This is a genomic window from bacterium, from assembly GCA_017744355.1.
Classification (GTDB): Bacteria; Cyanobacteriota; Sericytochromatia; order S15B-MN24; family UBA4093; genus JAGIBK01.
Map to the genome: position 1 here is coordinate 164,674 of JAGIBK010000005.1, position 24,452 is coordinate 189,125.

Here is a 24,452-nt window from a genome sequence, read left to right on the forward strand (position 1 = left end):
GACGGTCTCCTGACTAGTCGGAAAGCCAGACCCGCTCGAAGTACTTCGTGCCCGTGGGGTGGAGCGCGAAGCCCTTCACGTCCCGGCGGAACGCGGCGAGCTGCTTGGCGTGGAAGAGCGGCACCATGGGCGTATCGGCCTGGATCAGGACCTGGGCCTCCTCGTAGAGGCGCTTGCGCACGGCGGGATCGAGGGTGGTGCGGGCCCGGGTCAAGAGGCGGTGGACCGCCTCGCCCCGGTAGAACGAGTAATTGGTCGCGCTGCCGCCCGGTCGGGCATTTGCCGCGTCCAGGAGGGTGTAGAGGAAGTTGTCAGGGTCCCCGAAGTCGCCCACCCACCCGATGAGCGCCGCCTGGTGGTCGCCCTTGCCCACCTTGTCCAGGTACGTCCCCCACTCGTAGGTCTTGATCTTCGCGCGGATGCCCACCTGGGCGAGGCTCTGCTGGATGGCCTCGGCCGTGCGCTGCCCCTGGGGCATGTAGGGCCTTACCACCGGCAGGCTCCACAGCTCCAGGTCGAAGCCCTTGGGATAGCCGGCTTCGGCGAGCAGGCGCCGGGCTTCGGTCGGGTCGTGGGGCAGGTCCTTGAGGCGGGTGTTGTAGCCCGGGATGGTCGGGGGCATGGGCACCACCGCACCCTCGCCCAGCTTGCCGCCCGCGAAGAAAGCCTTGACCAGGGCGGGCTTGTCGATGGCCAGGGCGACGGCCCGCCTCACCCGTGCGTCGGTGAAGGGGGGCTTGAGGTTGTTCAGGGCCAGGTAGCCCACGTTGAGGCCTGCCTGGGAGTAGAACGCAAGCTCGGGGTCGGCCTCGATCCGCCCCACGTCGTCGGGGTTGATCCCGTCCATGCCGTGGACCTCGCCCACCTCCAGCTCGAGCAGGCGCACCGCGTTGTCGGTCACCGGCTTGAAGACGAGCTTGTCCAGGTAAGGGCGGCCGTCCCAGTAGTCCGGGTTCGCTTCGAGCACCAGGCGCTCGCCCGGCACCCACTTCACGAAGCGGAAGGGCCCGGTGCCCACCGGGTGGCGCGCCACGTCCACCCCCCATTTTTCGAGGGCCTTGGGCGAGATGATGGCCATGGAGGCGATCGCCAGGTTGCGCAAGAAGGTGGCATCAGGGGTCTTGAGCCTCAGGCGCACCGTCTTGGGGTCGAGCACCTGCACGTCCCGGATGGTGGGGGCGAAGAAGTTGGCCCAGTACTCGAAGACCTGGCCCGGCTGGGGGTGGGCCTGGCGGTCGAAGGAGATCTTGACCGCGCGGGCGTCGAAGGGGGTGCCGTCGTGGAAGCGCACGCCCTCTCGCAGGTGGAAGGTGTAGGTCTTGCCGTCGGGCGAGATTTCCCAGTGGGTGGCGAGCGCCGGCTCGATCTCGGTCGAGTCCTGCTTGAAGCGCACCAGACCGTTGAAGAGGTTCTCGGTGACGGTGGCGCTCTCGGCCTCGTTGATGTCCGCCGGATCCAGGCGGGTGGCGTCCTTGCCCTTGGCGTAGATCAAGACCCCGCCGTAGCGCGGCTTTTCCGCGCGCGCGGTGGGCTTGGGGCCCGAGCAGCCCCCGAGGGCCACGAGGAGGCCGAGGGCCAGGGCGAGAAAGGCGGATCGTCGGGGTTTCACCGGCTTATTTTAGCACCTCGTCCGATTCCTGCCAGACCGGGAGGGTGAAGCCGAAGGTGCTGCCCTCGCCCGGGATGCTCTGGGCCCAGATGTGGCCACCTTGCAGCTCGATCAGGTTCTTGGAGAGCGAAAGCCCGAGGCCCAGGCCGCCGAATGCCCGGGTGGCGCTCGGGTCGGCCTGGAAGAAGCTGGTGAAGAGCATGGGCAACTGCTCCGGGTTGATCCCGATCCCGGAGTCCGTTACTTCGACCCGAACCATCGGGCGGCCGTCAGCCGGCTCGAGTCTGGCGCTCAGGGTGACGGTGCCGCCGACCGGCGTGAACTTGAGGGCGTTGGTCAATAGGTGGCCGAGGACCTGGAAGGCCCGCGAGGGATCGGCGTACACGTAGGGCAGGGGGTTTTCGACCATGCAGCTCAGGAGGATCTCCTTGGGGGAGGCGAGCTTGCGATACTGCTCGCAGACCTGCTGCACCAAGAGTTCCAGTGAGAGCGGCTGGCGATCCAGCTCCAGGGTGCCGGTCGCCAGTTGGCTCATGTCGAGCATCGTGTTGATCAGATCCCGCAGGTGGTAGCCCTCGCTCAGGATCTGGTGCATGAAGCTGCGCTGCTCGTCGTTCAGACGCTCGTTCAGCTCTTCTTCGAGCAGTTCCCCGTAGCCCAGGATCCCCGAGAGCGGGGTGCGCAGCTCGTGGGCCACGTTGGAGAGCAGGTTGCGCCGCAGCTGCTCGAGGGCTCTGAGTTGCTGCTCGATGGGGATCGCCCCGTTGGGCTCGTGCTGGGCATTGCGGCAGTAGGTGTGCAGGGCGGCTCGTTGCCGCACCAATGCGCTCAGGCGGCTCAGTTTCGAGCAGAACTGCGACCTCACGGCGCCTCCCTCCGGCCTGGCTTGCGGCTGCGGGCCCAGTCTACCACCGGGTCGGAAGGGGGGCTAGAAGCGAGGAATAGTTAGGTCAGGCGGTGGATGTCCAGCGAGATGTCCAGGCTGCCCGCGCTGTGGGTCAGCGCACCCACCGAGATGTAGTCCACGCCGGTCTCGGCCGCGCGGCGGACCGTCTCGAGCGAGATCCCGCCCGAGGCCTCCACCTTGGCGCGGCCCGCGATGAGCGCGACGGCCTCGGTCATGACGCTGGGGGCCATGTTGTCGAGCATGATGATGTCGGCGCCCGCGTCGAGGGCCTCCTGGACCATTTCGAGCGACTCGGTCTCGACCTCGACCATGGTGGTCGAGGCGCTGCCGCGGCGGGCGCGGCGGACCGCCTCGGCGATGGAGCCTGCCATCTCGATGTGGTTGTCCTTGATCATGATGGCGTCGGCGAGGCCGAAGCGGTGGTTGCGGGCTCCGCCCGTGCGCACCGCGTACTTCTCGAGCACACGCAGGCCCGGGGTGGTCTTGCGGGTGTCGAGGATCTGGGCCTTGGTGCCTTCCACGGCCGCCACGTAGGTCGACGCCAGGGTGGCGATCGCGCTCATGCGCTGCATGAGGTTCAGGGCGACCCGCTCGCCCATCAGGATGGAGCGGGCGTCGCCCTCGACCACGGCGGCGACGGTGCCCTTCTCGACCCGCGCGCCTTCCGGGACCTTGGCGGTGAAGCTCAGGCTGGGATCGACCCGCTGCCACAGGCGGCGGATCACTTCCAGGCCGCAGACCACGCCGGGAGCCTTGTAGAGGAAGTCGGCTCGGGCGCGCTCGCCCTCGCTCACGACGGTCTGGGTGCTGAGGTCGCCCCAGCCCCAGTCTTCGCGCAGGGCGGCGTCGAGGATGGGATCCAGGATCAGCGGGTGGAGCTGGTCTCCAACACCTGCAGGGATTGCGTGAAGTGCTTCAGCCAACGGGAATCGTCCTTTGCGGCAAAATCGGTGCGGAAGTGGGTGCCCCGGCTCTCCTCGCGCCACAGGGCGGCGCGGGCCACCAGCTCGCCGACCTGCAAGAGGTTGCGCAGCTCGTGGAGGGAGCGATCGGTCGAGACGAGGGCGGCCTCCTCGACCTGGACGCGCCAGGGCTCGATGCGCTCGAGGGCGCGAACGAGGCCCGCGCGGGTGCGCAGGAGCCCGGCGTCCTGCCACATCTCGGCCTGGAAGGCCGTGCGCAGCGCCGCCACGTCGACCGAGGGGGCTTCGGGGGCCGGGTAGTGGGTGATCGCCTCGCCGATGGGGCGGAGGTTGGGCGTGGGCTCCTGGGCGATCGCCTCGGCGGCGCGGCGGCCGAAGACCACCGCCTCCAAGAGCGAGTTGCTCGCCAGGCGGTTGGACCCGTGGACGCCGGTGCTCGCGGCCTCGCCGACGGCGTACAGGCCGCTCACCGAGGTCCGGCCCCAGAGGTCCGTGCGGGCCCCGCCGATGAAGTAGTGGGCCGCCGGCGCCACCGGCAACATGTCGGTGGGCGGGTTGATCCCGTGCTTGCGGCAGAAGGCCACGATGGTCGGGAAGCGGCTCTCGACCAGCTCGGGGGCCATGTGGCGCAGATCGAGCAGGACGTGGTCCTTGCCGTCCTTCTCCATCTCGGCGGCGATGGCACGGGCCACCACGTCGCGGGGCGCGAGCTCCAGCTTGGGATGGTAGCGCGCCATGAAGGCCTCGCCCGCCGCGTTGCGGAGGATGGCCCCCTCGCCGCGCACGGCCTCGGAGACCAAAAACGAGTCGCCCCCCGGCACCACCAGGGCCGTCGGGTGGAACTGCATGAACTCCATGTCCGAGATCTCGGCGCCGGCGCGGTACGCCAGCGCGATCCCGTCGCCGGTGGCGGTGGCGGGGTTGGTCGTGTGGCTCCAGGCGCGGCCGACGCCGCCCGCGGCGAGCACCACGGCCCGCGCGGCGATGAAGCGCACCTGCTTGTCGGCGTCGAGCACCACCGCCCCGCGGCAGCGGCCGTCCTGGACGACCAGCTCGAGGGCGAAGGCGTGCTCGAGGATGTCGATGGCGGGCGTCTGGCGGGCGCGCTCGACCAGCGCGCGCTCGATCTCGTAGCCGGTGGCGTCGCCCAGGGCGTGCACGACCCGGCGGCGCGAGTGGGCGGCCTCCAGGGTGGTGGCCAAGCTACCATCCGCCTCCCGGTCGAAGCGCACGCCGGCGGCGATCAGGGCGTTGAGCTGGGCGGGGCCCTCGTCGGTCAGGACCCGCACGGGCTCTTCGTCGCACAGGCCCGCTCCCGCCTCGAGGGTGTCGTGGAAGTGGAGCTCGGGGTTGTCGTCACTCGCGATCGCCGCGGCGATGCCGCCCTGGGCGTAGCGGGTGTTGGAGTCCATCAGGTTCTGCTTGGTGACGAGCACCACGCGCTCGCCCTGCTCGACCAGCTCCAGGGAGGTCCACAGGCCGCTGATGCCGCTTCCGATCACCAGCACGGGCAGAGGATGGGAGTAAGGGATGGGGCGATTCATGGCGTTCGATCCAATCTCCCGGCGTGCTCGCCGGGCCGATTGCCAGCGCGGTTCGAGCGTCCGACAAGACCGTGCCATCAAGCCGCCACGCGGCCAAACCCGACACATGCCTGGGTTTGTTGGATGCTCTTCGTGTGACGCGTGATTATACCACGGAGCGCGTAATAACGCTTGCCCGCGTGCCACATAGCGGGCGGACCTTCGTGATCGATGCCCTGCAAGAAAGCGGCAAGCAAGGTATCATGGGGGTGCAAGAGAGCGGGAGGATGCGTGGCATGGCCGTCGAACTAGCGACCCCTGAGGTGGAGACCCCCTTCGAACCGATCGAGTGCGAGTACCTCGACGGCGAGAACGTCGGTTGGGCCAAGCGCTACATCGAGCAGTGCCAGGGCAAGCTGGAGGTCGCCGAGCAGGAAGATCCGCGCTTCGCCTCCTACCTCAAGACCGAGATTGCGGCCTGGCAGGAGCTGCTCCAGCGCTACGGGAAGGCCTAGAACCATGAGGCCGCTGCTGGTCGCTCTCCTCGCCGGGACCCTGCTGACGCTCGCCGCACCGCGCGCCGAGGCCGCTTACGGCTCGGCCCAGATCTCGCCCTACCTCGTCTCGGCCCGCCTGCGCCTCGCGCTCGATCAACTGCGCGCCGCCGAGGACCACCTGATGGCCATGCGCGGCGGGGCGGAGGTCGTCTCGCCCTACTACGCGAGCACCCGGCAGAACCTCGCGGATGCCGCCGACCAGCTGGCCTACGCCCGGATGGCGACCATGGACGAGGGTCAGATCCGGCGCATGGACGCCATCCTCGCGGGTCTCGACGAGGTGCGCGAGCTCATGGACACCTCCCTGCTCAAAGCACCCGAGCGCGTGCGGCGCCTCGAGGGCGAGACCCTCGCGCTCGATCGCGCGGTGCGCGCCCAGATTACCCGCCGCGTGCCCTAGGCGGGCGTCGGCGGGTGCAGGGGCAGCGTGAACCAGAAGGTGCTCCCCTCGCCCACCTTGCTCTGAACGCCGATCGTGCCGCCGTGCGCCTCCACGATGCTCTTGGCGATGCTGAGCCCGAGGCCGGTCCCACCCTTTTGCTTACCGCTCTCGAGCTGCGAGAAGCGCTGGAACAGCTTGGGGACGTCCTCAGGGGCGATGCCCGGTCCCTGGTCCACCACCTCGCAGCGTAGGCCATCCCCGTCGAGCCGGGCCCGCACCGTGATCACGCCGTCGGGCGGGCTGAACTTGAGGGCGTTGGTGAGCAGGTTGCTGAGCACTCGTTCGATCCGCTGCGAATCCATGGGGACCGTGAGGGGTGCTTCCGGCAGGTCCATCATGATCGTCAGGTGCCGCTCCGCGGCTTGAGGGGCGAGACTCTCGACCACCTCTTTCACCTTGCACGAAAAGTCGGCTTCCTCGTACTGCAGCTGGAAGGTGCCCGCCTCGATCCGGGCCGTGTCCAGCAGGTCGCTGACCAGGTGCTCCAGGCGCTCGGTGCTGCGCTCGATCTGAACGACGAACTCGCGCTGCTCGGGCGAGAGGGGGCCGGCGAGCTCATCCTCCAGGAATTCCACGTACCCCTTGATCGAGGTGAGCGGGGTGCGCAGGTCGTGGGAGACCGAGTTCACGAACTGGTCCTTGAGCCGGTCGAGCTCCTTGAGCGCCTCGTACTGGGTCTTGAGGACCGCATCCAGTCGCCGCCGCTCGGCTTCCGCGCGATTGAGCGTCCAGGCGTTCCACCAGAGCAGGCCCACCGCGATGACGATGGTTCCCATCGCCATCGCGGCGATCCCCTGGGTCGCGTTGAAGAAGCCGCCCCCCTCGCCCACCAGCCGAAGCAGGCCGAGCACGATCGGCAGGAAGACGAGCACCGGCAGCAGACGCCGAAGCAGCCCACCACCGGGGGCCTTACTCGAAAGGATGCCCATCAGCCCACGATCGGGGCGGGCGCAGAGGATGCCCGCCCCGACGAAGATCAGGCCCACGGCTGTCGTCAGGGCCATGGGGTAGTGCGTGGGCGCGATGATGGAGGCGAGGTTGTAGAGGTAGGCGATGAGGCCGTGCAGGGCGACGGCGACGACCGAGAGGCCGAGCGCCTCCGAAGCCACCGCCCCCACCCCGGTCCGTCGATCCATGAGCAGCAGGGCCCCGCCCAGCATGACGAAGCACAGGGCTGTGCTCAGCGCCATGTGGTCAGGGGGCTGGATGGCGAGCAGCTTTTCCCGGAAAAGGAGTAGATCCAGGTGGAAGCGAGTATCCAGCAGCCGATCGCTGAGGGTGGCGAGGCCGATCGCGCCGACGACGAGCGCCAGGCCCCGGCTGCCCGCGCGCCGATCGAGCGCGAGCAGGAGCGAGAGCCCCCCGGCGATCAGGCAGGCTGCGGTCATGGGGTTGATGACGGTGAAGCCGGGAAGCACTCGCAGGAGGACGACGTGGTCGAGGCCCCAGGCGGCCAGGCCGACGACGCCCGTCAGCATGGCCGCCAAGCTCGCGATCAGGGCGGCGAGCCGGTAAGTCCGTATCGCCGCCGGGTCGGTTTCCTCGTGCATCCCGGGCTCCTGGGCCCGCCTGGTGGCGGGTGATTCGCCTGGCGGCTTCGCCAGGTCCGTCGTGGTGCTATGGTAGCACCTGCTCAGGAAGAAGCGAGCGCCCGATTAGCCGAGGAAGGCCGCGAAGACCTCGTTGGAGAGCCAGATCCCACGGGGGGTGAGGCGGTAGCGATCGCCTGCGTCCTCGACGAGGCCGGCTTCTACCAGCCCCTCGAACACCCCGGGGAAGCTCTCATGCGCACCCTCGCCGAAGCGCGACGCGTAGCGGGCCTTGTCCAGCCCTTCGCGGGTCATGCGCAGGCCCAGGAAGACCGACTCCTCTTGCTCGCTTCGTCGGTCGAGGACCGGCGCCTCGGGCCAGGTGGGCACCGGGTGCTGGATGAAGGCCTGGATGCCGCGGGGGTTCTCGAAGCGGCGGCCCTGCCAGTACGAGTGGGCGCCCGTTCCCAGCCCGATGTAGGGGGCGTTGATCCAGTAGAGGCGGTTGTGGACCGCCTCGAAGCCGGGCTTCGACCAGCTCGAAATCTCGTAGCGCCCGTAGCCTTCGGCTTCCATCCGCTCGGCGAGCCGGTCGCCCATGGCCACTTCCAGGTCCTCGGGCGACAGCGAAAGCTTGCCTTGCCGGTGCCAGGCGCCGAAGACCGTCCGCTCCTCCAGGATCAGGCCGTAGACCGAGAAGTGGGAAGGATCGAGCTTGAAGGCCTCATCCATGGTGGCCTCCCAGTCCGCCATGGTCTGGCCCGGCAGGGCGTAGATGAGATCCAGGCTGACGTTGTCGATCCCGGCCTCCCGGATGGCGCCGTAGGTCCGATGGACGTCCTCCACCGCGTGGTCGCGCCCGATGGCCTTGAGCAGGCGATCGTCGAAGCTCTGGACCCCGAGGCTCAGGCGGGTGAAGCCGAGGGTGCGGGCGGCCTCCCAGAGGTCGGGCCCGCCGGTGCCGGGGTTGACCTCCATGGTGCGCTCGATGCAGGCGCTCGCGTCGAAGTGGGCCTCGATGGCCCGGGTCAGGCGCGTCAGCTGGGGGGCGGCCAGGATCGACGGGGTCCCGCCCCCCAGGTAGATGGTCTGGATGGGCAGGCCCTTGGGGTAGGCCTTGAGCTCGGCTTCGAGCGCGTCCAGGTACGCCTCTACGTGGCGCTCCTGCCCGGCGTAGCAGGCGAAGTCGCAGTAGTGGCACTTCTTGACGCAGAAGGGGATGTGGACGTAGAGGCCGACAGGCGCGTGAGTGGTCATGCGCCCCATGATAGCAAAGGCGCGCCTACGACCGGGAGAACTCCCGGCTCAACAGGCCCATGACCAGGAAGTCGTGGAACTTGCCGCCGTAGAAGCGATGCTCGCGCAGCCGCCCCTCCTCGACGAAGCCCAGCTTGCGGTAGACCGCGATCGCCGCTTCGTTCTCGCAGGCCACGTACAGCCGAGCCTTGTGCAGCCCCAGCTCGTCGAAGAGGTAGCGGCAGAGGGTGCCGAGGGCGTCGGTGCCGTGGCCCTGGCCGCGGTGCTCGGCGTCGCCCAAGTACAGGCCGACCGTGGCCTGGCGATCGCCCGCCTCGTAGGTGCCGTACCAGACGGTCCCGACCAGGCTGCCCTTCGCGTCGTCGATGGCGAAGGTACGTCCCTCTTGGGGGCTGCCCTTGTCCAGCTCCCCTTCGAACCACTGCTCCAGCTCCTCGCTGCCCGAGATGCGGGTGCGCGAGCCGATGAGGGTCCAGAGGGCGGGGTCGTTCCACCAGGTGAAGAGGGAATCCAGGTCGTCGCGCTCCAGGGCGCGCAGGCGGGTGCGGTGGCCGGCAATCATGAAGGGTTAGGAGACCTCGTATCCGAGGGCCTTGGCGCCAGCGTGCACCAGGGCCTGCATGTCGGGGTGGCGGGCCGAGACCTTGAGGGCCTTGGCGAGAGAGGCGCGGGCCTCGTCGGGGCAGCCCTCGCTGTGGGCGACGGCGGCAATCTTGATCAGGCTCGGCGCGTCGATGGCGCTGGCGACGGCGCGCTGCAGGCTGGTGAGGACCTTGGCCCGGTTGCCTTCGAGGGCGAAGGTGCCCACCTTCTCGAGATGGCGGAAGGTGAAGGTCGGCAGCGGCGCGCGCACCACGCTCGCGGGCATCATGTAGGTGACGCCCCGATAGAAGAGCGGCTGTAGCTCGATCTCTGCCAAAGGAGCGGTCGGCGCGTGCGGCGTGACCTGCAGGACCAGCGGAGCGGTTCCGCGCGAGGCGGCGAGCGGCATTTGCTTGCGTGTGGTCGTGCCCATGGACGAAGCCCTCCTCACCAGACGACGGGGACTGATCCGTTTATACCCCAAAGCTTATGAACCCTCAGAGCCGCGGGCGTTATCGCGGGAAGTTTTCGGCCAGCTCCTCGACCTGTTCGGCGGTCATCTTGAGGTGGATGCCGTCCGCCTCGACGTGGTCGATCCAGCCCATGGGGATGGCCACGTCCCGCGCGAAGAGAAAGCCGCGCCTCACCACGAAGCCCAGGGCCTTCTCGGTGTCGGGGTCGAAGAGCAGATCGGCCACGTGGCCGCACTGCTTGTCGGTGCAGAAGACCCGGTCCCCGGCCGAGACGATCGCCTCGTCGGGCGGCACGTTGACGTGCTCGATGGGCAGCGGCCCCGGCGAGATGTTCCAGGACAGGGTCTGGGCGTAGTGGCTCGGCCAGAGGATGTCGGCGTGCTTGTAGCCCGTGGGCGGCCCCCACTCGGCCGAGGGCAGCGAGAAGTCGGTCTCGGAGTAGGGGGGGAACGCCTTGAGCGTCGGGCAATCCACCCCCAGGTGGATCCAGTCCTCGTGCGCCTCGGCGATGGCGGTGCTGGGGACGACCTTGCGCTCGCCGTCGTGCAGACGGATGACCAGGTGCGTCACCATGCGGTGCGCCGGATCGATCACGACCCTGTCGATGTGCCCACAGTCCTCGCCGTCGCACTTGACCTCGGCGTTCATGCGGATCCGCGCTGCCTCCATCGGGGGCCCTCCTCTCCGTCATGCGGGGCCGTGCATGGCGATGATACGCCGGATCGGCGAGTAAAAGCGCCCAAAAAAAAGCGCCCCTTTTGAGGGGCGCTGCCGATTAGGAGTTTTCCATCATCTCTTGGAGGTGGGGGGCCGCCCCCATCAAGCCGCTCGCGGTCTCTTCGAGGCCGTCCGCGAGGATCAGGCCGCTGATCCGCGTCAGGTCCTCCATGCTGAAGGGCCCCTGCGGCATCACGCCGAGCCTCAGGGCCGCGGCGTTCAGGCGCCGTTCGGCCTCCTTGGGTTCCACGACCGAGGCGAACCGTGAAAGAAGGTCCGCGCGGGTGATCTGCTTCATACCAGTCCTCCTGCGCACAGAGCGGGTTGTGGCCCGAACGAGCCGATGGGGACGAAGGCGTCCTTGAGGCCCTCGAACTTCAGGCCGAGGCCCTTGAGGGCCCCGTTCCAGAGGCCGGCGGCCTTGTCGGCGACCTTGGAACCGACGTCTTTGACCTTGTCCCAGTTGTCCACGACGATCTGGGCGCCCGTCAGGCCCAGCGAAACGCCCTTGAGGCCGGCGGCGATCGCGAGCGACGTGCCGCCCGTGGCGGGCGCGAGCATCGTCATGACGTTGGCGGTGAGGCTGGTGGCGTGCGCGAGGGTGCCGAGCACATCGCTGGCGCTCGCCTTGCCGTCGGTCAGCCTGCCGAAGTCACCCACCAGGCCTGACACGTCGGCGATGGACCCCATGATCCCCGGGATCTTGCCGGCAACCGGCGAGTTCTTGACCAGTTCGAGCACGCCGAGCATGCCCTTTGCCATGCCGCCCCCGTTACTGATGAGCTCGCTGACGAACTCGGGATCCTTGAGCTTCTTGGGATCGCTCGTCAGCTCCTTGGCCTGGTCGAACAGCTTGCTGGCCGCCATGACCCCCTGGACGGTGTCGAAGACGCGGGCGAGTTTACCAGCCTTGGTCAGGTCTTTGATCTGCTCGGGGGTGAAGTCCTTGGTCTTGAGCTGTTCGACGATCCCGCCGATCTCGCCGTGGACGTCCTTGATGTCCTTGCCCGAGATGGCGAGCTGCAGGGCCTCGCCCATCAACTTGGATGAGGGGTTGTTGGATTCTGCGAGGTTGTCGGCGACCGGGCGCAGCAGCTCGGTCAGGCCACTCGCTGCGGTGCTCTTGACCTCCGAGTGATCCGTCGCGGCCGGCGCGTTGGCCTTGGCGCCACCCTGCTTGTTCGCGGGGGTGGTCGGCGGATGAGCAAGAGGTCCGGTGGGGGGCTTGAGCGGATTGGTGGGGCGGCGCGGACCGCCCATTTCGATGTTCATCGAGACTCCTCCTGCTTGGATCGGGAATGGCTCTCTTTCGATATGCCGGAGCGCAGGTGGCTCGATTCGTCTTTTACCCGAAACCAAACAGAGATTTGACGAACGGGGTTAGTTTTTTATGGATTTTTAACAAAAGGCTAGCGCTTGAGTTTGGGATCGAGGGCGTCCCGCAGGCCGTCGCCCACGAAGTTGATGCTCGCGACCGTCAGGAAGATGAGCAGGCCCGGGTAGAAGGCGAGCCAGGGGGTCATGATGAGGTACTGCTGGGCATCGGTGAGCAAGTTGCCCCACGAGGGCGTGGGCGGCTGGATTCCGACCCCCAGGAAGGAGAGGGCCGACTCGAGGGTGATGGCGTCGGCGACCCCGAGGGTGGCCGCGACGAAGACCGGCGCCAGCGCGTTCGGGATCAGGTGCCTGAAGATGAGGCCCAGGTGCCCCACCCCCACGGCCCTCGCGGCCTCGACGAACTCTTGCTGCTTGAGGCTGAGGATCTCGGCTCGCACCAGGCGCGCCACCCCGGTCCACGAAGTCAGGGCGATGACGGGCACGATGACGCTCAGGTCGCGGCCCAGGAAGGCCACGAGCACCATCAGGAGCATCAGGAGCGGCACGCTCTGGATCACGTCCACCAGGCGCATGGCGATCGCGTCCACCCAGGAGCCGAAGTAGCCGGCGAAGGCCCCCACCAGGGTGCCGATCACCACCCCGATCAGCGCGACCAGGATCCCCACGGTCATGGAGATTCGCCCGGCGTACAGCAGGCGGGTCAGCACGTCGCGGCCCAGCTCGTCGGTGCCGAGCCAGTGGGCTACACTCGGCTGCCACTGGCCGGTGCGCGAGAGGTCGTTGGCATCGAAGGCGTAGGGGCTCACGAGCGGGCCGACGTAGACCGCGATCGCAAGCAGCAGTAGGACACCAAGGCCCAGGACGGCGAGACGGTGCTTGGCGAAGCGCCTTGCGACCGAGCGCCACTGGGCTTCGGGCTTGGGGGCCTCCGGGGCCTGGGCCTTTTCGGTCGTGGACGGCGGCATGGTGGTCGGCATATCAAGCGCTCCTAATCGAGCTGGATGCGGGGGTCGACCATGGCGTAGAGGAGGTCGGCCAGGAGGTTGAAGAGCACCACCAGCCCCGCCGAGATGAGCAGGATGCCCATCATGACCGGGTAGTCGCTCTTGCCCATGCTGTCGAAGAAGAGCCGGCCGATGCCGGGCCAGCTGAAGATGGTCTCGGTCATCACCGCCCCGCCGAAGAGGGTGGGCATGGCCATCATGACGACCGTCACCACCGGGATGAGGGCGTTACGCAGGGCGTGCCGCGCGATGACCAGGCGCTCGCCGAGCCCCTTGGCGCGGGCGGTGCGGATGTAGTCCATCCTGAGCACTTCGAGCATCGACGAGCGCATGAAGCGGCTCCAGGACGCCACGCTCACGATGGAGAGCACCGTCACGGGCAGGACCAGGTAGGGAATGCCGTCGAGCCAGCTGCCTTCTTGCCCGAGCGAGTGCATGCCCCCGGCGGGCAGCCAGTGGAGGTTGGCCGCGAACACCATCATCAGCATGATCCCGAACCAGAAGGTCGGCAGCGAGTAGCCGAGGAACGACAGGGTGGTCGCGGTGTAGTCGAACTTGGAGTAGGGCTTGAGGGCGGAGAACACCCCGAGCGCGAGGCCGAAGGCGAGGCTCACCACCGTCGAGATGCCCATCAGGACCAGGGTGTTGGGGGTGCGCTCGGCGATCATCTCGAGCACCGGCCGGCCGGTGAAGAGCGAGTTGCCCAGATCCCCGGTGAACGCCGAGCCGAGCCACTTCAGGTACTGGACGTGCAGGGGCAGGTCCAGGCCCATGGCCTGGATGAGGCGCGCGCGGTCGGCCGGGGTGATGTGCGGGTTCATCCCGTACACCGCCATGGGGCCGCCCGGCACCTTCTGCATCAGCACGAAGAGCAGGGCCGAGATCCCGATGAGCAGAGGGATGGAGGTCAGCAGGCGGCGGAGGATGAAGCGCGTCATTCGATGGTCCAGTCCTTCACGTTCCAGACGAAGCGGCTGCTGGTGGGGTTGCCCTTGAAGCCCTTGAGCTGGCGGTTCACCCCGTGCATCTCGGTCCAGTAGGCCAGGGGGATGGTCGGGACCTCGCGGCCAAGGATCTCGGTCATCCGCCAGTAGAGGGGCTGGCGCTCCTGCTTGCCCAGCTTGACGTTGCCCGCTTCGAGCACGCGGTCCAGCTCGGCGTCCTGGAAGCGGGTGTTGTTGACCCCGGTCGGCGGGATCATCCGGCTGTGCCAGCTCGACATGTTGGCGGCCGGGTCCACGCTCGTCGTGTTGGCGTAGAGGGCGGCTTCGAACTTGCCGCCGTTCAAGAGGCCCGAGGGATAGCCCGCGAAGAGCAGCCCGCCCTCCACGTTCTGGATCTTCATCTCGACGCCGATCGCCTTGAAGTAGCCGGCGAGCACCAGCTCGACCTGCTCGCGGATCTTGCGGCCCGCCGTCGAGTTGACGGTGAAGCTGAGACGCTTGCCGTCCTTGACCCGGATGCCGTCGGAGCCTGTCGCCCAGCCCGCTTCGTCCAGGATGGCGCGGGCCTTGGCCGGGTCGAAGGGGTAGAGCTCGCCGAGCTTGGGATTGAAGGACCAGGCGAGCGGATGCTCGGTGCTGTGCGCGACCGGCCAGATGCCCTTGTAGAGGGTCCGGGCGAGCTCCTCTTTATCGATGGCGTGGGCGAGGGCGACGCGCACGGCGCGCTCCTTGAAGACCGGCTTGTCGAGGTTGAAGGCGAGCTGCTCGAAGGTCAAGCTCGGCACGTTGTCGAGGCGGACGTGCTTGAGCTTCTGGGCGGCCTTGACCTGCTCGAGGTTGAAATCCGCGTACACGTCGATGTCGCCGTTGGCGAGCTGGATGAAGGCCGCGTTGTCGTCCGGGACGAACTTGACGTAGAGCTTCTTGAGCTTGGGAGGGCCGTCGAAGTAGTCGGGATTGGCAACCATGCCCACGTGGTCGCCCGCGACCCACTCCTTGAACTTGAAGGGGCCGGTGCCGATGGGCGCCCGGTTGAAGGGATCCCGGTTGATGTCCGGGCTCTTCTCGAGGATGTGGGCGGGCAGGATGGTGCTGAACATTTCCAGGTACGGAGCGTAGGGCTCCTTGTAGTGGACGACGGCCGTCAGCGGGTCGGGGGTGTCCACGCGGGTGATCTTGTCGTAGCCCTCGCGGCTGACGACCAGCACCTTGGGGTCCATGTGCATCTTCCAGACGAAGCGCACGTCGTTCGAGGTGAAGGGCGCGCCGTCGTGGAAGCGTACATTCGGCCGCAGCTTGTAGGTGACGGCCATCCCCTTGCCTTCGCGCTTGACCAGGCCGTTCTCGACGGTGGGCAGGACGGTGGCGAGGTCCGGGTAGTACTTCATCTGGTCGTCCACGCCGACCAGGCCGTTGGTCATGGGCGTGCAGACGTCGACGGTCGAGATCGCGTTGCTCAACGGCTTGTTGAGCTTGTCGGGCTCTTGTTGCGAGCGGATGACGACCGTGTCGGGCGCGTTGCGGCGCCCCACGTGGGCCTCGGAGGAGGCGCAGGCGCTCGCGCTCAAGAAGGAGAGCACAAGCGCCAGGCAAGCAATGGGGCGATGCTTCAAATCAAGTTCCTCGGTCGTGGGCGACGGGATGGGGCTTGATCGGGGTTATGCCTTGGGAACGGTGGTGGTGATGGGGGCGTTCGCCTGGACCATGGGCAGCTCGTTGACCAGGTGGCAGGCCACGAAGTGCTCGCCGCCGACGTCGTTGAAGGCGGGGTCCGCGGTCTTGCAGATGTCCTTGGCGAAGGGGCATCGGGTGTGGAAGCGGCAGCCCGAGGGCGGGTTGACCGGGCTCGGGATGTCGCCCTGGAGGATGATGCGCTCTTTGCGGACCGTGGGGTCCGGCATGGGCACGGCCGAGAGCAGCGCCTGGGTGTAGGGGTGCTTCGGGTTGCTGTAGAGCTCCGCGGCGGTGGCGAGCTCGACCATCTTGCCCAGGTACATGACCGCGACGCGATCGCTGATGTGCTCGACGGTCGCGAGGTTGTGGGCGATGAAGAGGTAGGTCAGCCCGAACTCGGCCTGCAGGTCGTCCAGGAGGTTGAGGACCTGGGCCTGCACCGACACGTCGAGGGCCGAGACCGGCTCGTCGAGGATAATGAACTTGGGGTTGATGGCGAGCGCCCGGGCGATGCCGATGCGCTGGCGCTGACCGCCCGAGAACTCGTGGGGGTAGCGCTCGGAGTACATGGGGTTGAGGCCCACGCGATCGAGCAGCTCCTTGACGCGCTTGGTCAGCTCGGGACCCTTCATCAGGCCGTGGACCCGCAGGGGCTCGGCAATGGACTCGCCGATGGTCATGCGGGGGTCCAAGGAGGCGTAGGGGTTCTGGAAGACGAACTGCATCTCCCGGCGCAGGGCGCGCAACTCGGCGGGCTTGAGGGTGGTGACCTCGCGGCCCTCGAACTGCACCGAGCCGCTGGTGGGCTCGATCAGGCGGAGCAGGAGGCGGCCGGTGGTGGACTTGCCGCAGCCCGACTCGCCGACCAGGCCGAGGGTCTCGCCCTTCTTGATGCTGAAGCTCAGGCCGTCCACGGCCTTGACCGCGCCGACCTGCCGGCTGAAGAGGATGCCCTTGTTGATCGGGAAGTGCTTGGTGAGGTTCTTGACCGTCAGCAGCGTCTCGCTCATGCCTTACTTGGCCTCCTTGGTCAGCCAGCAGCGAACCTGGTGGCCCGCCTCGACGGTCTCGAGCAGGGGGATTTCGCGGCACTTGGCCACGTAGTGCTTGCAGCGGGGGCCGAACGAGCAGCCCTGGGGCAGGCGGGAGAGGGCGGGGGGCTGGCCCTCGATGGGCTCGAGGCGGTCCTGCTTGGAGCCGAGCCGCGGGGTCGAGTTGAGCAGGCCCTGGGTGTAGGGGTGCTTGGGGCTCTTGAAGAGGGTGTTGACGTCGGCGTACTCGACGACCTTGCCGGCGTACATGACGGCCACGTAATCGCACATCTCGGCGACGACCCCCAGGTCGTGGGTGATCAGCACGACGGCAGCGCCCCGCTTGGTGCGGATGTCGCGCATCAGGTCGAGGATCTGGGCCTGGATGGTCACGTCGAGGGCGGTGGTGGGCTCGTCGGCGATGAGCAGCTCGGGCTCGCACGAGAGGGCCATGGCGATGATGACGCGCTGGCGCATGCCGCCTGAGAACTGGTGGGGGTAGTCGTCCACGCGGTTGGCGGCACCGGGGATGCCGACGGCTTCGAGCATCTCGACGGCGCGCTTGCGAGCGGTGGCGCGGTCGACCTTCTGGTGGAGCATGATGGCTTCCATGATCTGCTCGCCGACCGTGAGGACGGGGTTGAGCGAGGTCATGGGGTCCTGCGAGATCAAGGAGATGCGGTTGCCGCGGATCTCACGCATCTCGGCCTCGGAGAGCGAGAGCAGGTTCTGACCCTTGAAGAGGATCTGGCCGCCGACGATCTTGCCCTGGGGGCCTGCGACGAGGCGCATGATCGAGAGGGAGGTGATGCTCTTGCCGCAGCCGGATTCACCGACGATGCCGAGGATCTGGCCCGGTTGGACCTCGAAGTCGACGCCGTCCACCGCCTTGACGATGCCTTCCTCGGTGGTGAAGTGGGTCTGCAACCCGGAAACCTTGAGCAACGCTTCTGCCACGTGTCCTCCATCAGACCTGGCTGGGCCGGGGCGAGGGCGATCGCCTCTGATACGGCCCGCGCGGAAGGGCAATGTTTAACTCGCTAAACGTATCACAGGGACGGGGCCTTGTCCACGCAGCATCTCAGGGGTCGAGGTCGTCAAAGTACTCGCCGATGTGGAAGTCTACCGGGGGCTTGAATCGCGCCTCGCTGAGGGTCGCGGTCTTGAAGCGATCGATGCGGAAGACGCGGCGATCCTCACGCAGGTGGCAGTAGGCGATCAACCAGTGCAGGTCGCCGAGGTTCTTGACGCCGTAGGGGTCGATGCGGCGGACGCTGAACTCCTCGCGGCTCATGGAGTAGTAGGAGACGTCGAGCGAGCGTTCTTCTTTTATCGCCTGCTCGATGACGGGCAGGACGCCATCGACGGCGTACATGGGCAGCGCGTAGCTGGAGTCGGCGGTCATGGCGTCGAGGATGCTCGTTTCGCCGTCGTTGAGGGTCGCCGTGACGATGTCTTCCACGATCTGGTCGGTCATTTCGAGCAGATCGCCGGGCAGCGCTCCCTGGAGCTTGCTCATCAGGCCGCTCATGAGCGCATCTTGCGGCTGGCCGTTGATCTCGATGGCTTCGACCATCTCGTCGAGCAGCTTGAGGCCCACCATGAGCAGCACGGTTTCATCGAGAGACAGCCGAAGGGGCAGGTTTGCTTGATCGCTCATCGGCATGGGGCTCCTTGTCGAAAATGGCCTGGGGGCTTGCTCTGAAGCCTTGGCATCTTAAGGGGGCCCATGGGATCTGTCAAATCGACGGGGATTCGCGATCGCAGGCCACGGGTATGAGGAGAAGGAATGCTTGTCGGCTCGGAGGTCCCTGTCTCAGATGCGATGCCAACGCCTCTCCCGTTACGTGGCCCTCGCCGCGATCCCGCTCGTGATTGCGAGCTGCGCCGACGGCACTTTCCTCATCGAGGAGCTGGGCAACAACTCCAACATCCGCCAGGAGACGCTGCCCGGCACCTACCGGGGCGGCAGCGGCAGCACCACCAACAACCCGGACAACGGCGGCAACGGCGGGTCCGGCGGCTCCACGCCCGAGACCGGCACCAACCCCACCACCATCGCTCTGGCGAGTGACGTGGAGGTCCATCCGCTCTATCCCGACAAGGGCTCTTTCTCGCTCGCCTTTAGCGGTGCCCGCGTGGGCATTGCGGCGGTCAGCTCGCTGAATGCGAAGCAGACCATGAACTTCCAGTTGGACTGGAATGGCGCGGGCGCGCGCTACCAGGCTCAGGCCGCCGAGACGAGCGCGGATGAGCCGTCGGCGTCGCACGAGAGCCGCGAGCGCCGCATCGCCGAGCACATCCGGAGCCTGCCTCGCCCTGCTGCGGCGGGGACGTATCAAACCCAGGCCGGGACGACCTGGGCGAAGAATGAGCGGCGCACCTTCTCGGTGCCCCTTTATGACGCGCAGGGCAGGGCCACTTACGTGCAAGTGGCGGCTGATGCCTGGTTCGTCGAGGATAGCGCCAAGGGCAAGTTCATCATCTGGGTGGCGGACGATTCGATCGATCGCAGCGTGGTCACCCAGCAGAAGGTCGATGCCTTGGGGGCCGAGATCCGCGATCGCATCTACGCGGCGGACGTCAACCTCTTCGGCGCCGACACGACCATGGCCCAGAACAACGCCGCGTCGGCGGCGAACCGGATCGAGATGGCGGATGACTACGTCCACTTCCTCTTCTCGCGCCGGGTGGACAAGTGGGACGGGACCGCCAACTCGAGCGACGGGACGCTCGGCTTCTTCACCCTGGGCGATCTGGTGCCCTACGCGAGCAATCCCAACTCGAACCGCGCCAAGCTCCTCTATATCGCTTCCAGCGCCATGGCCGAGGGGCGTTCGCTCGGCGACCTCCACGCGACCATCGCCCACGAGTTCCAGCACCTGCTCTTCTCGTGTCACCGAGTGCGGGCGGTGGGGCTCTCGGGTCACATGGACGAATTCGGCTCGCAGAAGCTCGCCTGGCTCAACGAGGGCCTGTCCATGCTCGCCATGTTCGCCAACGGCAACGGACCGGATGGTGCGAACCCCAGCCCTTCGGTCTTCCGCCAGATCCGCAACTACCTGAGTAACCCTGGTGCTTTCTCCCTGACGACCTTCTTCAACCAGGGGGCCGTCGGATCCAAGGAGGACGCCTACGGGATGGCGGCCCTCTACCTCCAGTACGTGCGGGATCGGCTGGGTGACGAGGGGATTCGCGCCTTCCATACGTTCAACAACGGCGGCAGCGAGGATGCCACGGATCTGGCCGATCGCGTGATGCGCGCGCGGAACACCTCCATGGGGGCGATGTTCGCCGATTTCAGCGCGGCGCTTGCGCTTGACGGTACCGGGGCCCTCGATATCCTGCCGACCGAGCTGCGCGCGCGCTACAGTATCAGCGGCGTGAACCTGCGCGGCAACTACGCGGGGAAGATCTCCGGCCTGAGACTCAATGAGCAGCGCGCCCTGCAGGGGCCCGCTGCGGACACGCGGACGAGCGCCAATCTGTCCTTGCTGCCTTACAGCGCATCCTTCCTGCTTCAGAGTAACCTCGCTTCGACGGCGGGCCTGAAGGTCTCGAACCTTTCGTCGACGGGCTACGGCACGCGCCTGATCTTGCAGAAGTAACCCGGCTTTTACGATTGATCCCTAATCCCCTAAGCCCCGCCCCGTCAGGGGCGGGGCTTAGGGGATTAGCCCTGTGGGTGTTTAGAAGCTGATGCCGAGCTCGGCGTAGGTCTGGGTCGTGCCGTCGGTGGGGTGCGTGCCGCGCGCCACTCCGAGACGCAGCTCGGTCGCCACGCTGATGATGCTCATGCCGATGCGGGTCTCGGCCCCCACCCCCAGGTGCATGTCGGGGCTCAGACGGTCGGTGCCCACCCAGCCGGCGTCCGCGAAGGTCGCCCCCGCCACCCGGGTGACGTAGACGGGGATGGTGCCAAGCCCGCGCTGGATCTCGGCGATGGGGAAGCGATATTCCAGGCTGCCCATGGCCATGCGGTTGCCCGAGAGCGTGCCGACCGAGTAGCCGCGCAGCGGCGCGGACTGAACGCCCCCGATGTGGCGCCGGTCGACGGTGGTGAGCAAGTTGGTCGAGCCCGTCCCGCCCAGGTAGTAGTCCCCGTCGCGCTTGCCCACGTTCAGGCCGCCTGCGGCCCGTAGGGCGAGCACGTGGTGGCGCCAGGGCATGCCGAAGTAGCGCCGGTAGTCCCCGCTGAAGCGGTCGAACTCGGCCGTGCCCCCGAGCCAGGGGGCCGCCTTCTCGTAGGAGAGCCCGAAGACCGAGCCCCACTCGGGGCTGATGGCGAAGGAGGGCTTGTAGTTGTCGGCGAACTGATAGGTGATCCCGAGGGTGTTGGTCTGGCCTGCCTGCGGGAAGCCCTTGGCCCGTTCGAGCTCCGCCGGTACGGGGCGCAGGGGAGCGGCAGTGCCGCGATCGCGCACGCCCAGGTTCTGCACGCTCAGCCAGCTGTAACCGAGGGTCAGCGACTGGCCGTCGATCCAGTAGGTGTCGAGCAGCTTGCTCGGCATGCCGGGGAAGGTCGCCGCCACCGAGCCGCCCGTCTGGCGCTGCCAGAGGTCGAGCCTGCGGCCCGGCGCGTAGTTGGCGGGGATGTCCACCAGGGAGAGCGAGAGGGTCGGCGGCAGCTGGTCGTTGACGTAGCTCAGGGCGTAGTAGGGGCGGTTCCCCCCGAAGCTCCAGCCCGCGTTGACGAAGGCGTAGTGCTGCATCAAGACGTCGTTGCTGACGGTGTTGACGCCTGCCATGTAGCCGTTCTCGTCGATGTAGCTGACCGGGTACCAGGTCTTGGGCGAGAAGGAGTGCCAGGGGTTGTAGGTCTGGCTCGGGAAGGGGTTCTCGAGCACCGGGAGCGCTTCGCTCTCGGGCACGGGCGGGGCGGCAACGGCCTCGCCCGAATAGGGGGCGTAGGTGGTGGCCGCGTCGAGCGCCACCTCGCGCCAGGTCTCGGGGGCGACGGGCATCAGGTGGATGTCCCAGCCGACGGCCGAGTAGTTGGCGAAGGCGAGGCGCTTGCCGTCGGGTGACGGGGCGGGCTCGGTGGCGCCGCCCACCACGTTGGTGACCTGGAAGAGCTTGCGGTCCTTGAGCCGGTAGGCGAAGAGGTTGAAGACCCCGCCGCTGCGATCCGACGAGAAGTAGAGCCACTGGCCGTCCGGCGAGAACTTGGGGTGCACGTCGATGGCGCTGTCACGCCAGAGCGGCTGGGGCTTGGTCTCGCCCGGCCGGAACCAGTAGAGGTCCCGCGCGCCGTCCTTCCAGGCCGAGACCACGACCTGCTCACCGTCCGGCGACCAGGTGGCGCCCGAGTACTGGGTGCCGTCCTTGTTGGCGGTCAGGCGCCGAAGCAGGGTGCCGCCGCTGTCGAAGAGGCCGAGGTCGTTGGTGCCCGACCCGTTGAGGGTGGCGATGAAGTGCTTGCCGTCGGGCGACACCGCCGGATCCAGGGCGCGCTTGCCGTCGGTGAGCAGGTCGAAGCGCTGCTCTTTGGTGTCGTAGCGATACACGTCGGCGAAGGTGTTGAAGCGCCCCACCTCGCGGCTCGCCGAGAGATAGACGTAGCGTCCCCCGGCGAGCGAGTAGCTGCCTTGCGGGTAGAGCTTGACGTAGCGCTCGGAGGGCTTGCCGTCGAGGGGATCGAGCACGAGGCCCGCGGGGCGCTGGTCGGTGAACTCGGCGTAGACGAGCTTGCCGTCCGGGGTCCAGGCGGGATGGTGGTGGTAGCGGCCCGTGGCGGTGAGGCGCTGGCTCTCGGTCAGGGGATGCTGCTTGATGCGCGCGAGCTGGCGCTGGGCGCGATCGCGCAGGTAGGCGTGCAACTCGTCCCATAGGGCGTAGGCGTTCTTGCCCGGCAGGGCGCGCTCGATGGCCTTGTTGATGCCGAACCAGGGCCACTCGCCGTAGGCGTGGGAGATCTTGGAAGGGGCGTCCTCGCCGTAGCGCTCGATCAGGTACTGGTAGAAGTACGAACCGTAGATGTAGCTGGGGCCGAGCGGCCAGCCACCGTAGTTGAAGACGCTCGCCTGGTCGATGCTCAGGAGCTTGTTCTCCAGGGCGGCGGCACGAAGGATCATGTCGTACTCGCCCTCTTTGGCCCGGCCGCCCTGGGTGAAGCGGGATTCGGCGGTGACGGCGAGCCCTTCGATGAGGAACCAGGGCTGGAGGAAGTTGGGGTAGATCGCCCGGCCCAGGACCTTGTTGACCATGGCGGTCAGGCCGCCCGTGGCCTCGAACTGGGCGGCGTGGGTGAACTCGTGGAGGATGATCTGCTTGAGCCAGCTCTCGTAGCGGCCGGTGAGCATGTTCTGGTCCGGCGAGGTGAGGTAGACGTAGATCTGGCTGTTGGGGTAGGGCAAGGCGAGGCCCTGCACCTGATCCTCGTGGTCGAGCAGGGTCAGCTCGGTCTTGTCGCTCGGGGCACTCTTGAGGAAGGGCACGACCTTGGCGTAGGCCTCTTCGGCGAAGACGGCCGCGCGCTGGGCGATCGCCTCGTGCCGGGCGTCGTAGTTGACCCTAAAGTGCGGCGTGTCGAGCGTCCGCCAGGGGATCTGCGGATCGAAGAGGGTGGCGGCCTGGGCCGGTGCAACGAGCGAGACGCTCAGGGCGACGGCGCAGAAGCCTGCAAGCAAGCGGGCCCGCAGGCCTTGAAACGATGGTGCGATCGGCATGCCCTTATTCTACACGGATTCCCATGCGAGCATTTGGTGAAAGCTTAAGTGAGGCTTTCCTTGCTCTTAACGCTTTTCGAACAAGATCCCCGAGGGCGGGCCGGATAAGGATCGAGAAGAGTTTCAAGCCTCGATGGAGGGCCCGTCATGATCTCAGGCGTTTCGAACCAGGTCCGCAGCTACCAGGCGCTTCGCAGCCAGCCTCAGGCGGCGCAGGCTCCCCAGGTGAAGAGCACCATGGCCGCCGACTCGGTGGCGGTGCGGCTGCCCCAGGCGCCTGTGCAGGCGGGTGGCGGTTCGTTCGACGCGGCCAGCCTGATGGACGGCATCAAGAAGATGTTCAAGTCGATCAGCAGCTTCTTCGTCGGCCTCTGGGACAGGATCACCGGCAAGAAGCCCGTCGACAACGCGGGCCCCATCGACGAGAACACCCGTGCGCTGGCCGAGCAGTACAAGCTCCAGCCCACCAAGGAGAACGTCGACGCCTTCCTCGCCGAGGTCCAGGGCTACGCCTCGCCCGGCCCCAACGGCTTCCAGACCCTCGGCCCCGGCAACCCCAACGCCGAAGCGATCACCCAGATCCAGCAGCTCATGAAGTCCTGGGGCTACTCGGTCGAGCCTACCGGTCAGTACGATTCGGCCACCCAGGCCGCCGTCCGTTCCTTCAAGCAGTCGAACGGCCTCCACCAGACCTACAAGGGCACCGACGGCAACTTCGCGGTCAACGAGTACCTGGACTACCAGACCTACCAGAAGATGGAGGCCATCGTGAAGAGCGGCGGCACCCCTTCGACCCAGCCGCCCGCGACCACCCAGCCCCCGGCCGAGAACGGCACCCTCAACTGGCAGGCGATCGCTTCGCAGTACAAGCTCTATGCCTCGCAGGACAACGTCAACGCCTTCCTCGCCGAGGTCAAGACCTACCAGATCGCCGACGCCAACGGCTTCCGCGCCCTCGGCCCCGGCTACCCCAACCAGGACGAGATCAAGGAAGTCCAGGGGGCGCTCGCCCAGGTCGGCTTCCCCATCCAGGCGAGCGGCACCTGGGACGCCGCCACCGCCAAGGCGGTCATGGACTTCAAGGCGAAGTACGGCCTGCACCAGAACTACCGCTCGTCCGATGGCAACTGGGCCATCAATGAGTATGCCGACCAGTCGATGTTGCAGAAGCTCGCATCTCTGCTCGCTTAACACCCCTCGCTGAACCCGACGAGCCCGATCCCCCGGCCAAGAACCGGGAGATCGGGCTCGAAGATTTAATGCACAGATCAGAA

General features: G+C 67.3%; 22 protein-coding genes. 4 read left to right on the plus strand and 18 right to left on the minus strand.

Features of this window, described 5'->3' with window-relative positions:
- Positions 1-13: 13 nt before the first annotated feature.
- From J7643_13755 to nadB, 4 genes are all read right to left on the minus strand, one after another.
- The gene (locus tag J7643_13755) at positions 14-1,579 is read right to left on the minus strand and encodes an ABC transporter substrate-binding protein (protein MBO9541648.1); all 1,566 of its coding nucleotides are present in this window, start codon (positions 1,577-1,579) and stop codon (positions 14-16) included.
- A 34-nt stretch (positions 1,580-1,613) separates the two neighbouring features.
- A complete protein-coding gene (locus tag J7643_13760; protein ID MBO9541649.1) occupies positions 1,614-2,474 on the minus strand; it encodes a HAMP domain-containing histidine kinase in 861 nt (286 codons plus the stop codon).
- Positions 2,475-2,554: 80 nt separating this feature from the next.
- On the minus strand, positions 2,555-3,385 hold the full coding sequence (gene nadC / locus J7643_13765) for a carboxylating nicotinate-nucleotide diphosphorylase (GenBank protein ID MBO9541650.1): 831 nt from the start codon (positions 3,383-3,385) through the stop codon (positions 2,555-2,557).
- Positions 3,382-4,983, minus strand: coding sequence for an L-aspartate oxidase (gene nadB / locus J7643_13770; protein MBO9541651.1), 1,602 nt, complete (start codon positions 4,981-4,983; stop codon positions 3,382-3,384). Before nadB ends, nadC begins: the two co-directional genes overlap by 4 nt.
- Positions 4,984-5,258: 275 nt before the next feature.
- On the opposite strand from nadB, the gene J7643_13775 reads away from it, so the two are divergent.
- Together J7643_13775 and J7643_13780 are read left to right on the plus strand one after the other, a co-directional pair.
- Positions 5,259-5,477, plus strand: coding sequence for a hypothetical protein (locus J7643_13775; GenBank protein ID MBO9541652.1), 219 nt, complete (start codon positions 5,259-5,261; stop codon positions 5,475-5,477).
- A 4-nt stretch (positions 5,478-5,481) separates the two neighbouring features.
- Entirely contained in the window at positions 5,482-5,919 is a 438-nt protein-coding gene (locus tag J7643_13780; GenBank protein MBO9541653.1) for a hypothetical protein, read from the plus strand.
- Here J7643_13780 and J7643_13785 read toward each other — a convergent pair.
- The 13 genes from J7643_13785 to J7643_13845 all read right to left on the minus strand — a co-directional run bounded on the left by J7643_13785 (position 5,916) and on the right by J7643_13845 (position 18,170).
- Positions 5,916-7,511 carry a hypothetical protein gene (locus J7643_13785; GenBank protein MBO9541654.1) on the minus strand — a complete coding sequence of 532 codons (1,596 nt, stop codon included), beginning with the start codon at positions 7,509-7,511 and terminating at the stop codon, positions 5,916-5,918. The two genes, J7643_13780 and J7643_13785, sit on opposite strands and share 4 nt — an antisense overlap.
- A 105-nt stretch (positions 7,512-7,616) precedes the next feature.
- Positions 7,617-8,747: a radical SAM family heme chaperone HemW gene (hemW, locus tag J7643_13790; GenBank protein ID MBO9541655.1), complete on the minus strand. Its 1,131-nt coding sequence runs from the start codon at positions 8,745-8,747 to the stop codon at positions 7,617-7,619.
- A 25-nt stretch (positions 8,748-8,772) separates the two neighbouring features.
- The gene (locus tag J7643_13795; protein ID MBO9541656.1) at positions 8,773-9,309 is read right to left on the minus strand and encodes a GNAT family N-acetyltransferase; all 537 of its coding nucleotides are present in this window, start codon (positions 9,307-9,309) and stop codon (positions 8,773-8,775) included.
- Between the two features lie 6 nt (positions 9,310-9,315).
- On the minus strand, positions 9,316-9,762 hold the full coding sequence (locus J7643_13800) for a hypothetical protein (protein ID MBO9541657.1): 447 nt from the start codon (positions 9,760-9,762) through the stop codon (positions 9,316-9,318).
- Positions 9,763-9,841: 79 nt separating this feature from the next.
- Complete coding sequence (locus J7643_13805) at positions 9,842-10,471, minus strand: PRC-barrel domain-containing protein (GenBank protein MBO9541658.1); 630 nt, start codon at positions 10,469-10,471, stop codon at positions 9,842-9,844.
- A gap of 106 nt (positions 10,472-10,577) precedes the next feature.
- The gene (locus J7643_13810; protein MBO9541659.1) at positions 10,578-10,817 is read right to left on the minus strand and encodes a hypothetical protein; all 240 of its coding nucleotides are present in this window, start codon (positions 10,815-10,817) and stop codon (positions 10,578-10,580) included.
- A complete protein-coding gene (locus J7643_13815) occupies positions 10,814-11,791 on the minus strand; it encodes a hypothetical protein (protein MBO9541660.1) in 978 nt (325 codons plus the stop codon). The genes J7643_13810 and J7643_13815 overlap by 4 nt, the downstream gene beginning before the upstream one ends.
- Before the next feature lie 137 nt (positions 11,792-11,928).
- Positions 11,929-12,822 carry an ABC transporter permease gene (locus J7643_13820; protein MBO9541661.1) on the minus strand — a complete coding sequence of 298 codons (894 nt, stop codon included), beginning with the start codon at positions 12,820-12,822 and terminating at the stop codon, positions 11,929-11,931.
- 23 nt (positions 12,823-12,845) lie between these two features.
- Positions 12,846-13,799: an ABC transporter permease gene (locus tag J7643_13825; GenBank protein MBO9541662.1), complete on the minus strand. Its 954-nt coding sequence runs from the start codon at positions 13,797-13,799 to the stop codon at positions 12,846-12,848.
- Positions 13,796-15,418: a peptide ABC transporter substrate-binding protein gene (locus J7643_13830; protein MBO9541663.1), complete on the minus strand. Its 1,623-nt coding sequence runs from the start codon at positions 15,416-15,418 to the stop codon at positions 13,796-13,798. Before J7643_13830 ends, J7643_13825 begins: the two co-directional genes overlap by 4 nt.
- Positions 15,419-15,463: 45 nt before the next feature.
- A complete protein-coding gene (locus J7643_13835) occupies positions 15,464-16,489 on the minus strand; it encodes a dipeptide ABC transporter ATP-binding protein (protein ID MBO9541664.1) in 1,026 nt (341 codons plus the stop codon).
- A 3-nt stretch (positions 16,490-16,492) separates the two neighbouring features.
- Complete coding sequence (locus tag J7643_13840) at positions 16,493-17,467, minus strand: ABC transporter ATP-binding protein (protein ID MBO9541665.1); 975 nt, start codon at positions 17,465-17,467, stop codon at positions 16,493-16,495.
- A 124-nt stretch (positions 17,468-17,591) separates the two neighbouring features.
- The gene (locus tag J7643_13845) at positions 17,592-18,170 is read right to left on the minus strand and encodes a WYL domain-containing protein (protein MBO9541666.1); all 579 of its coding nucleotides are present in this window, start codon (positions 18,168-18,170) and stop codon (positions 17,592-17,594) included.
- 160 nt (positions 18,171-18,330) lie between these two features.
- Between J7643_13845 and J7643_13850 the strand changes: the two genes are divergently transcribed.
- A complete protein-coding gene (locus J7643_13850; protein ID MBO9541667.1) occupies positions 18,331-20,118 on the plus strand; it encodes a hypothetical protein in 1,788 nt (595 codons plus the stop codon).
- Positions 20,119-20,199: 81 nt separating this feature from the next.
- On the opposite strand, the gene J7643_13855 is transcribed toward J7643_13850, so the two are convergent.
- Positions 20,200-23,178, minus strand: coding sequence for a PD40 domain-containing protein (locus tag J7643_13855; protein ID MBO9541668.1), 2,979 nt, complete (start codon positions 23,176-23,178; stop codon positions 20,200-20,202).
- 147 nt (positions 23,179-23,325) lie between these two features.
- On the opposite strand from J7643_13855, the gene J7643_13860 reads away from it, so the two are divergent.
- The gene (locus tag J7643_13860) at positions 23,326-24,369 is read left to right on the plus strand and encodes a peptidoglycan-binding protein (GenBank protein ID MBO9541669.1); all 1,044 of its coding nucleotides are present in this window, start codon (positions 23,326-23,328) and stop codon (positions 24,367-24,369) included.
- Positions 24,370-24,452: the final 83 nt, after the last annotated feature.

Excerpts from the sequence above, each read along its gene's own strand:
- nadB (MBO9541651.1), bottom strand. The coding sequence starts at position 4,983 with ATGAATCGCCCCATCCCTTACTCCCATCCTCTGCCCGTGCTGGTGATC.
- J7643_13775 (MBO9541652.1), top strand. The coding sequence starts at position 5,259 with ATGGCCGTCGAACTAGCGACCCCTGAGGTGGAGACCCCCTTCGAACCG.
- J7643_13780 (MBO9541653.1), top strand. The coding sequence starts at position 5,482 with ATGAGGCCGCTGCTGGTCGCTCTCCTCGCCGGGACCCTGCTGACGCTC.
- J7643_13785 (MBO9541654.1), bottom strand. The coding sequence starts at position 7,511 with ATGCACGAGGAAACCGACCCGGCGGCGATACGGACTTACCGGCTCGCC.
- hemW (MBO9541655.1), bottom strand. The coding sequence starts at position 8,747 with ATGACCACTCACGCGCCTGTCGGCCTCTACGTCCACATCCCCTTCTGC.
- J7643_13795 (MBO9541656.1), bottom strand. The coding sequence starts at position 9,309 with ATGATTGCCGGCCACCGCACCCGCCTGCGCGCCCTGGAGCGCGACGAC.
- J7643_13800 (MBO9541657.1), bottom strand. The coding sequence starts at position 9,762 with ATGGGCACGACCACACGCAAGCAAATGCCGCTCGCCGCCTCGCGCGGA.
- J7643_13805 (MBO9541658.1), bottom strand. The coding sequence starts at position 10,471 with ATGGAGGCAGCGCGGATCCGCATGAACGCCGAGGTCAAGTGCGACGGC.
- J7643_13810 (MBO9541659.1), bottom strand. The coding sequence starts at position 10,817 with ATGAAGCAGATCACCCGCGCGGACCTTCTTTCACGGTTCGCCTCGGTC.
- J7643_13815 (MBO9541660.1), bottom strand. The coding sequence starts at position 11,791 with ATGAACATCGAAATGGGCGGTCCGCGCCGCCCCACCAATCCGCTCAAG.
- J7643_13820 (MBO9541661.1), bottom strand. The coding sequence starts at position 12,822 with ATGCCGCCGTCCACGACCGAAAAGGCCCAGGCCCCGGAGGCCCCCAAG.
- J7643_13825 (MBO9541662.1), bottom strand. The coding sequence starts at position 13,799 with ATGACGCGCTTCATCCTCCGCCGCCTGCTGACCTCCATCCCTCTGCTC.
- J7643_13835 (MBO9541664.1), bottom strand. The coding sequence starts at position 16,489 with ATGAGCGAGACGCTGCTGACGGTCAAGAACCTCACCAAGCACTTCCCG.
- J7643_13845 (MBO9541666.1), bottom strand. The coding sequence starts at position 18,170 with ATGAGCGATCAAGCAAACCTGCCCCTTCGGCTGTCTCTCGATGAAACC.
- J7643_13850 (MBO9541667.1), top strand. The coding sequence starts at position 18,331 with ATGCGATGCCAACGCCTCTCCCGTTACGTGGCCCTCGCCGCGATCCCG.
- J7643_13855 (MBO9541668.1), bottom strand. The coding sequence starts at position 23,178 with ATGCCGATCGCACCATCGTTTCAAGGCCTGCGGGCCCGCTTGCTTGCA.
- J7643_13860 (MBO9541669.1), top strand. The coding sequence starts at position 23,326 with ATGATCTCAGGCGTTTCGAACCAGGTCCGCAGCTACCAGGCGCTTCGC.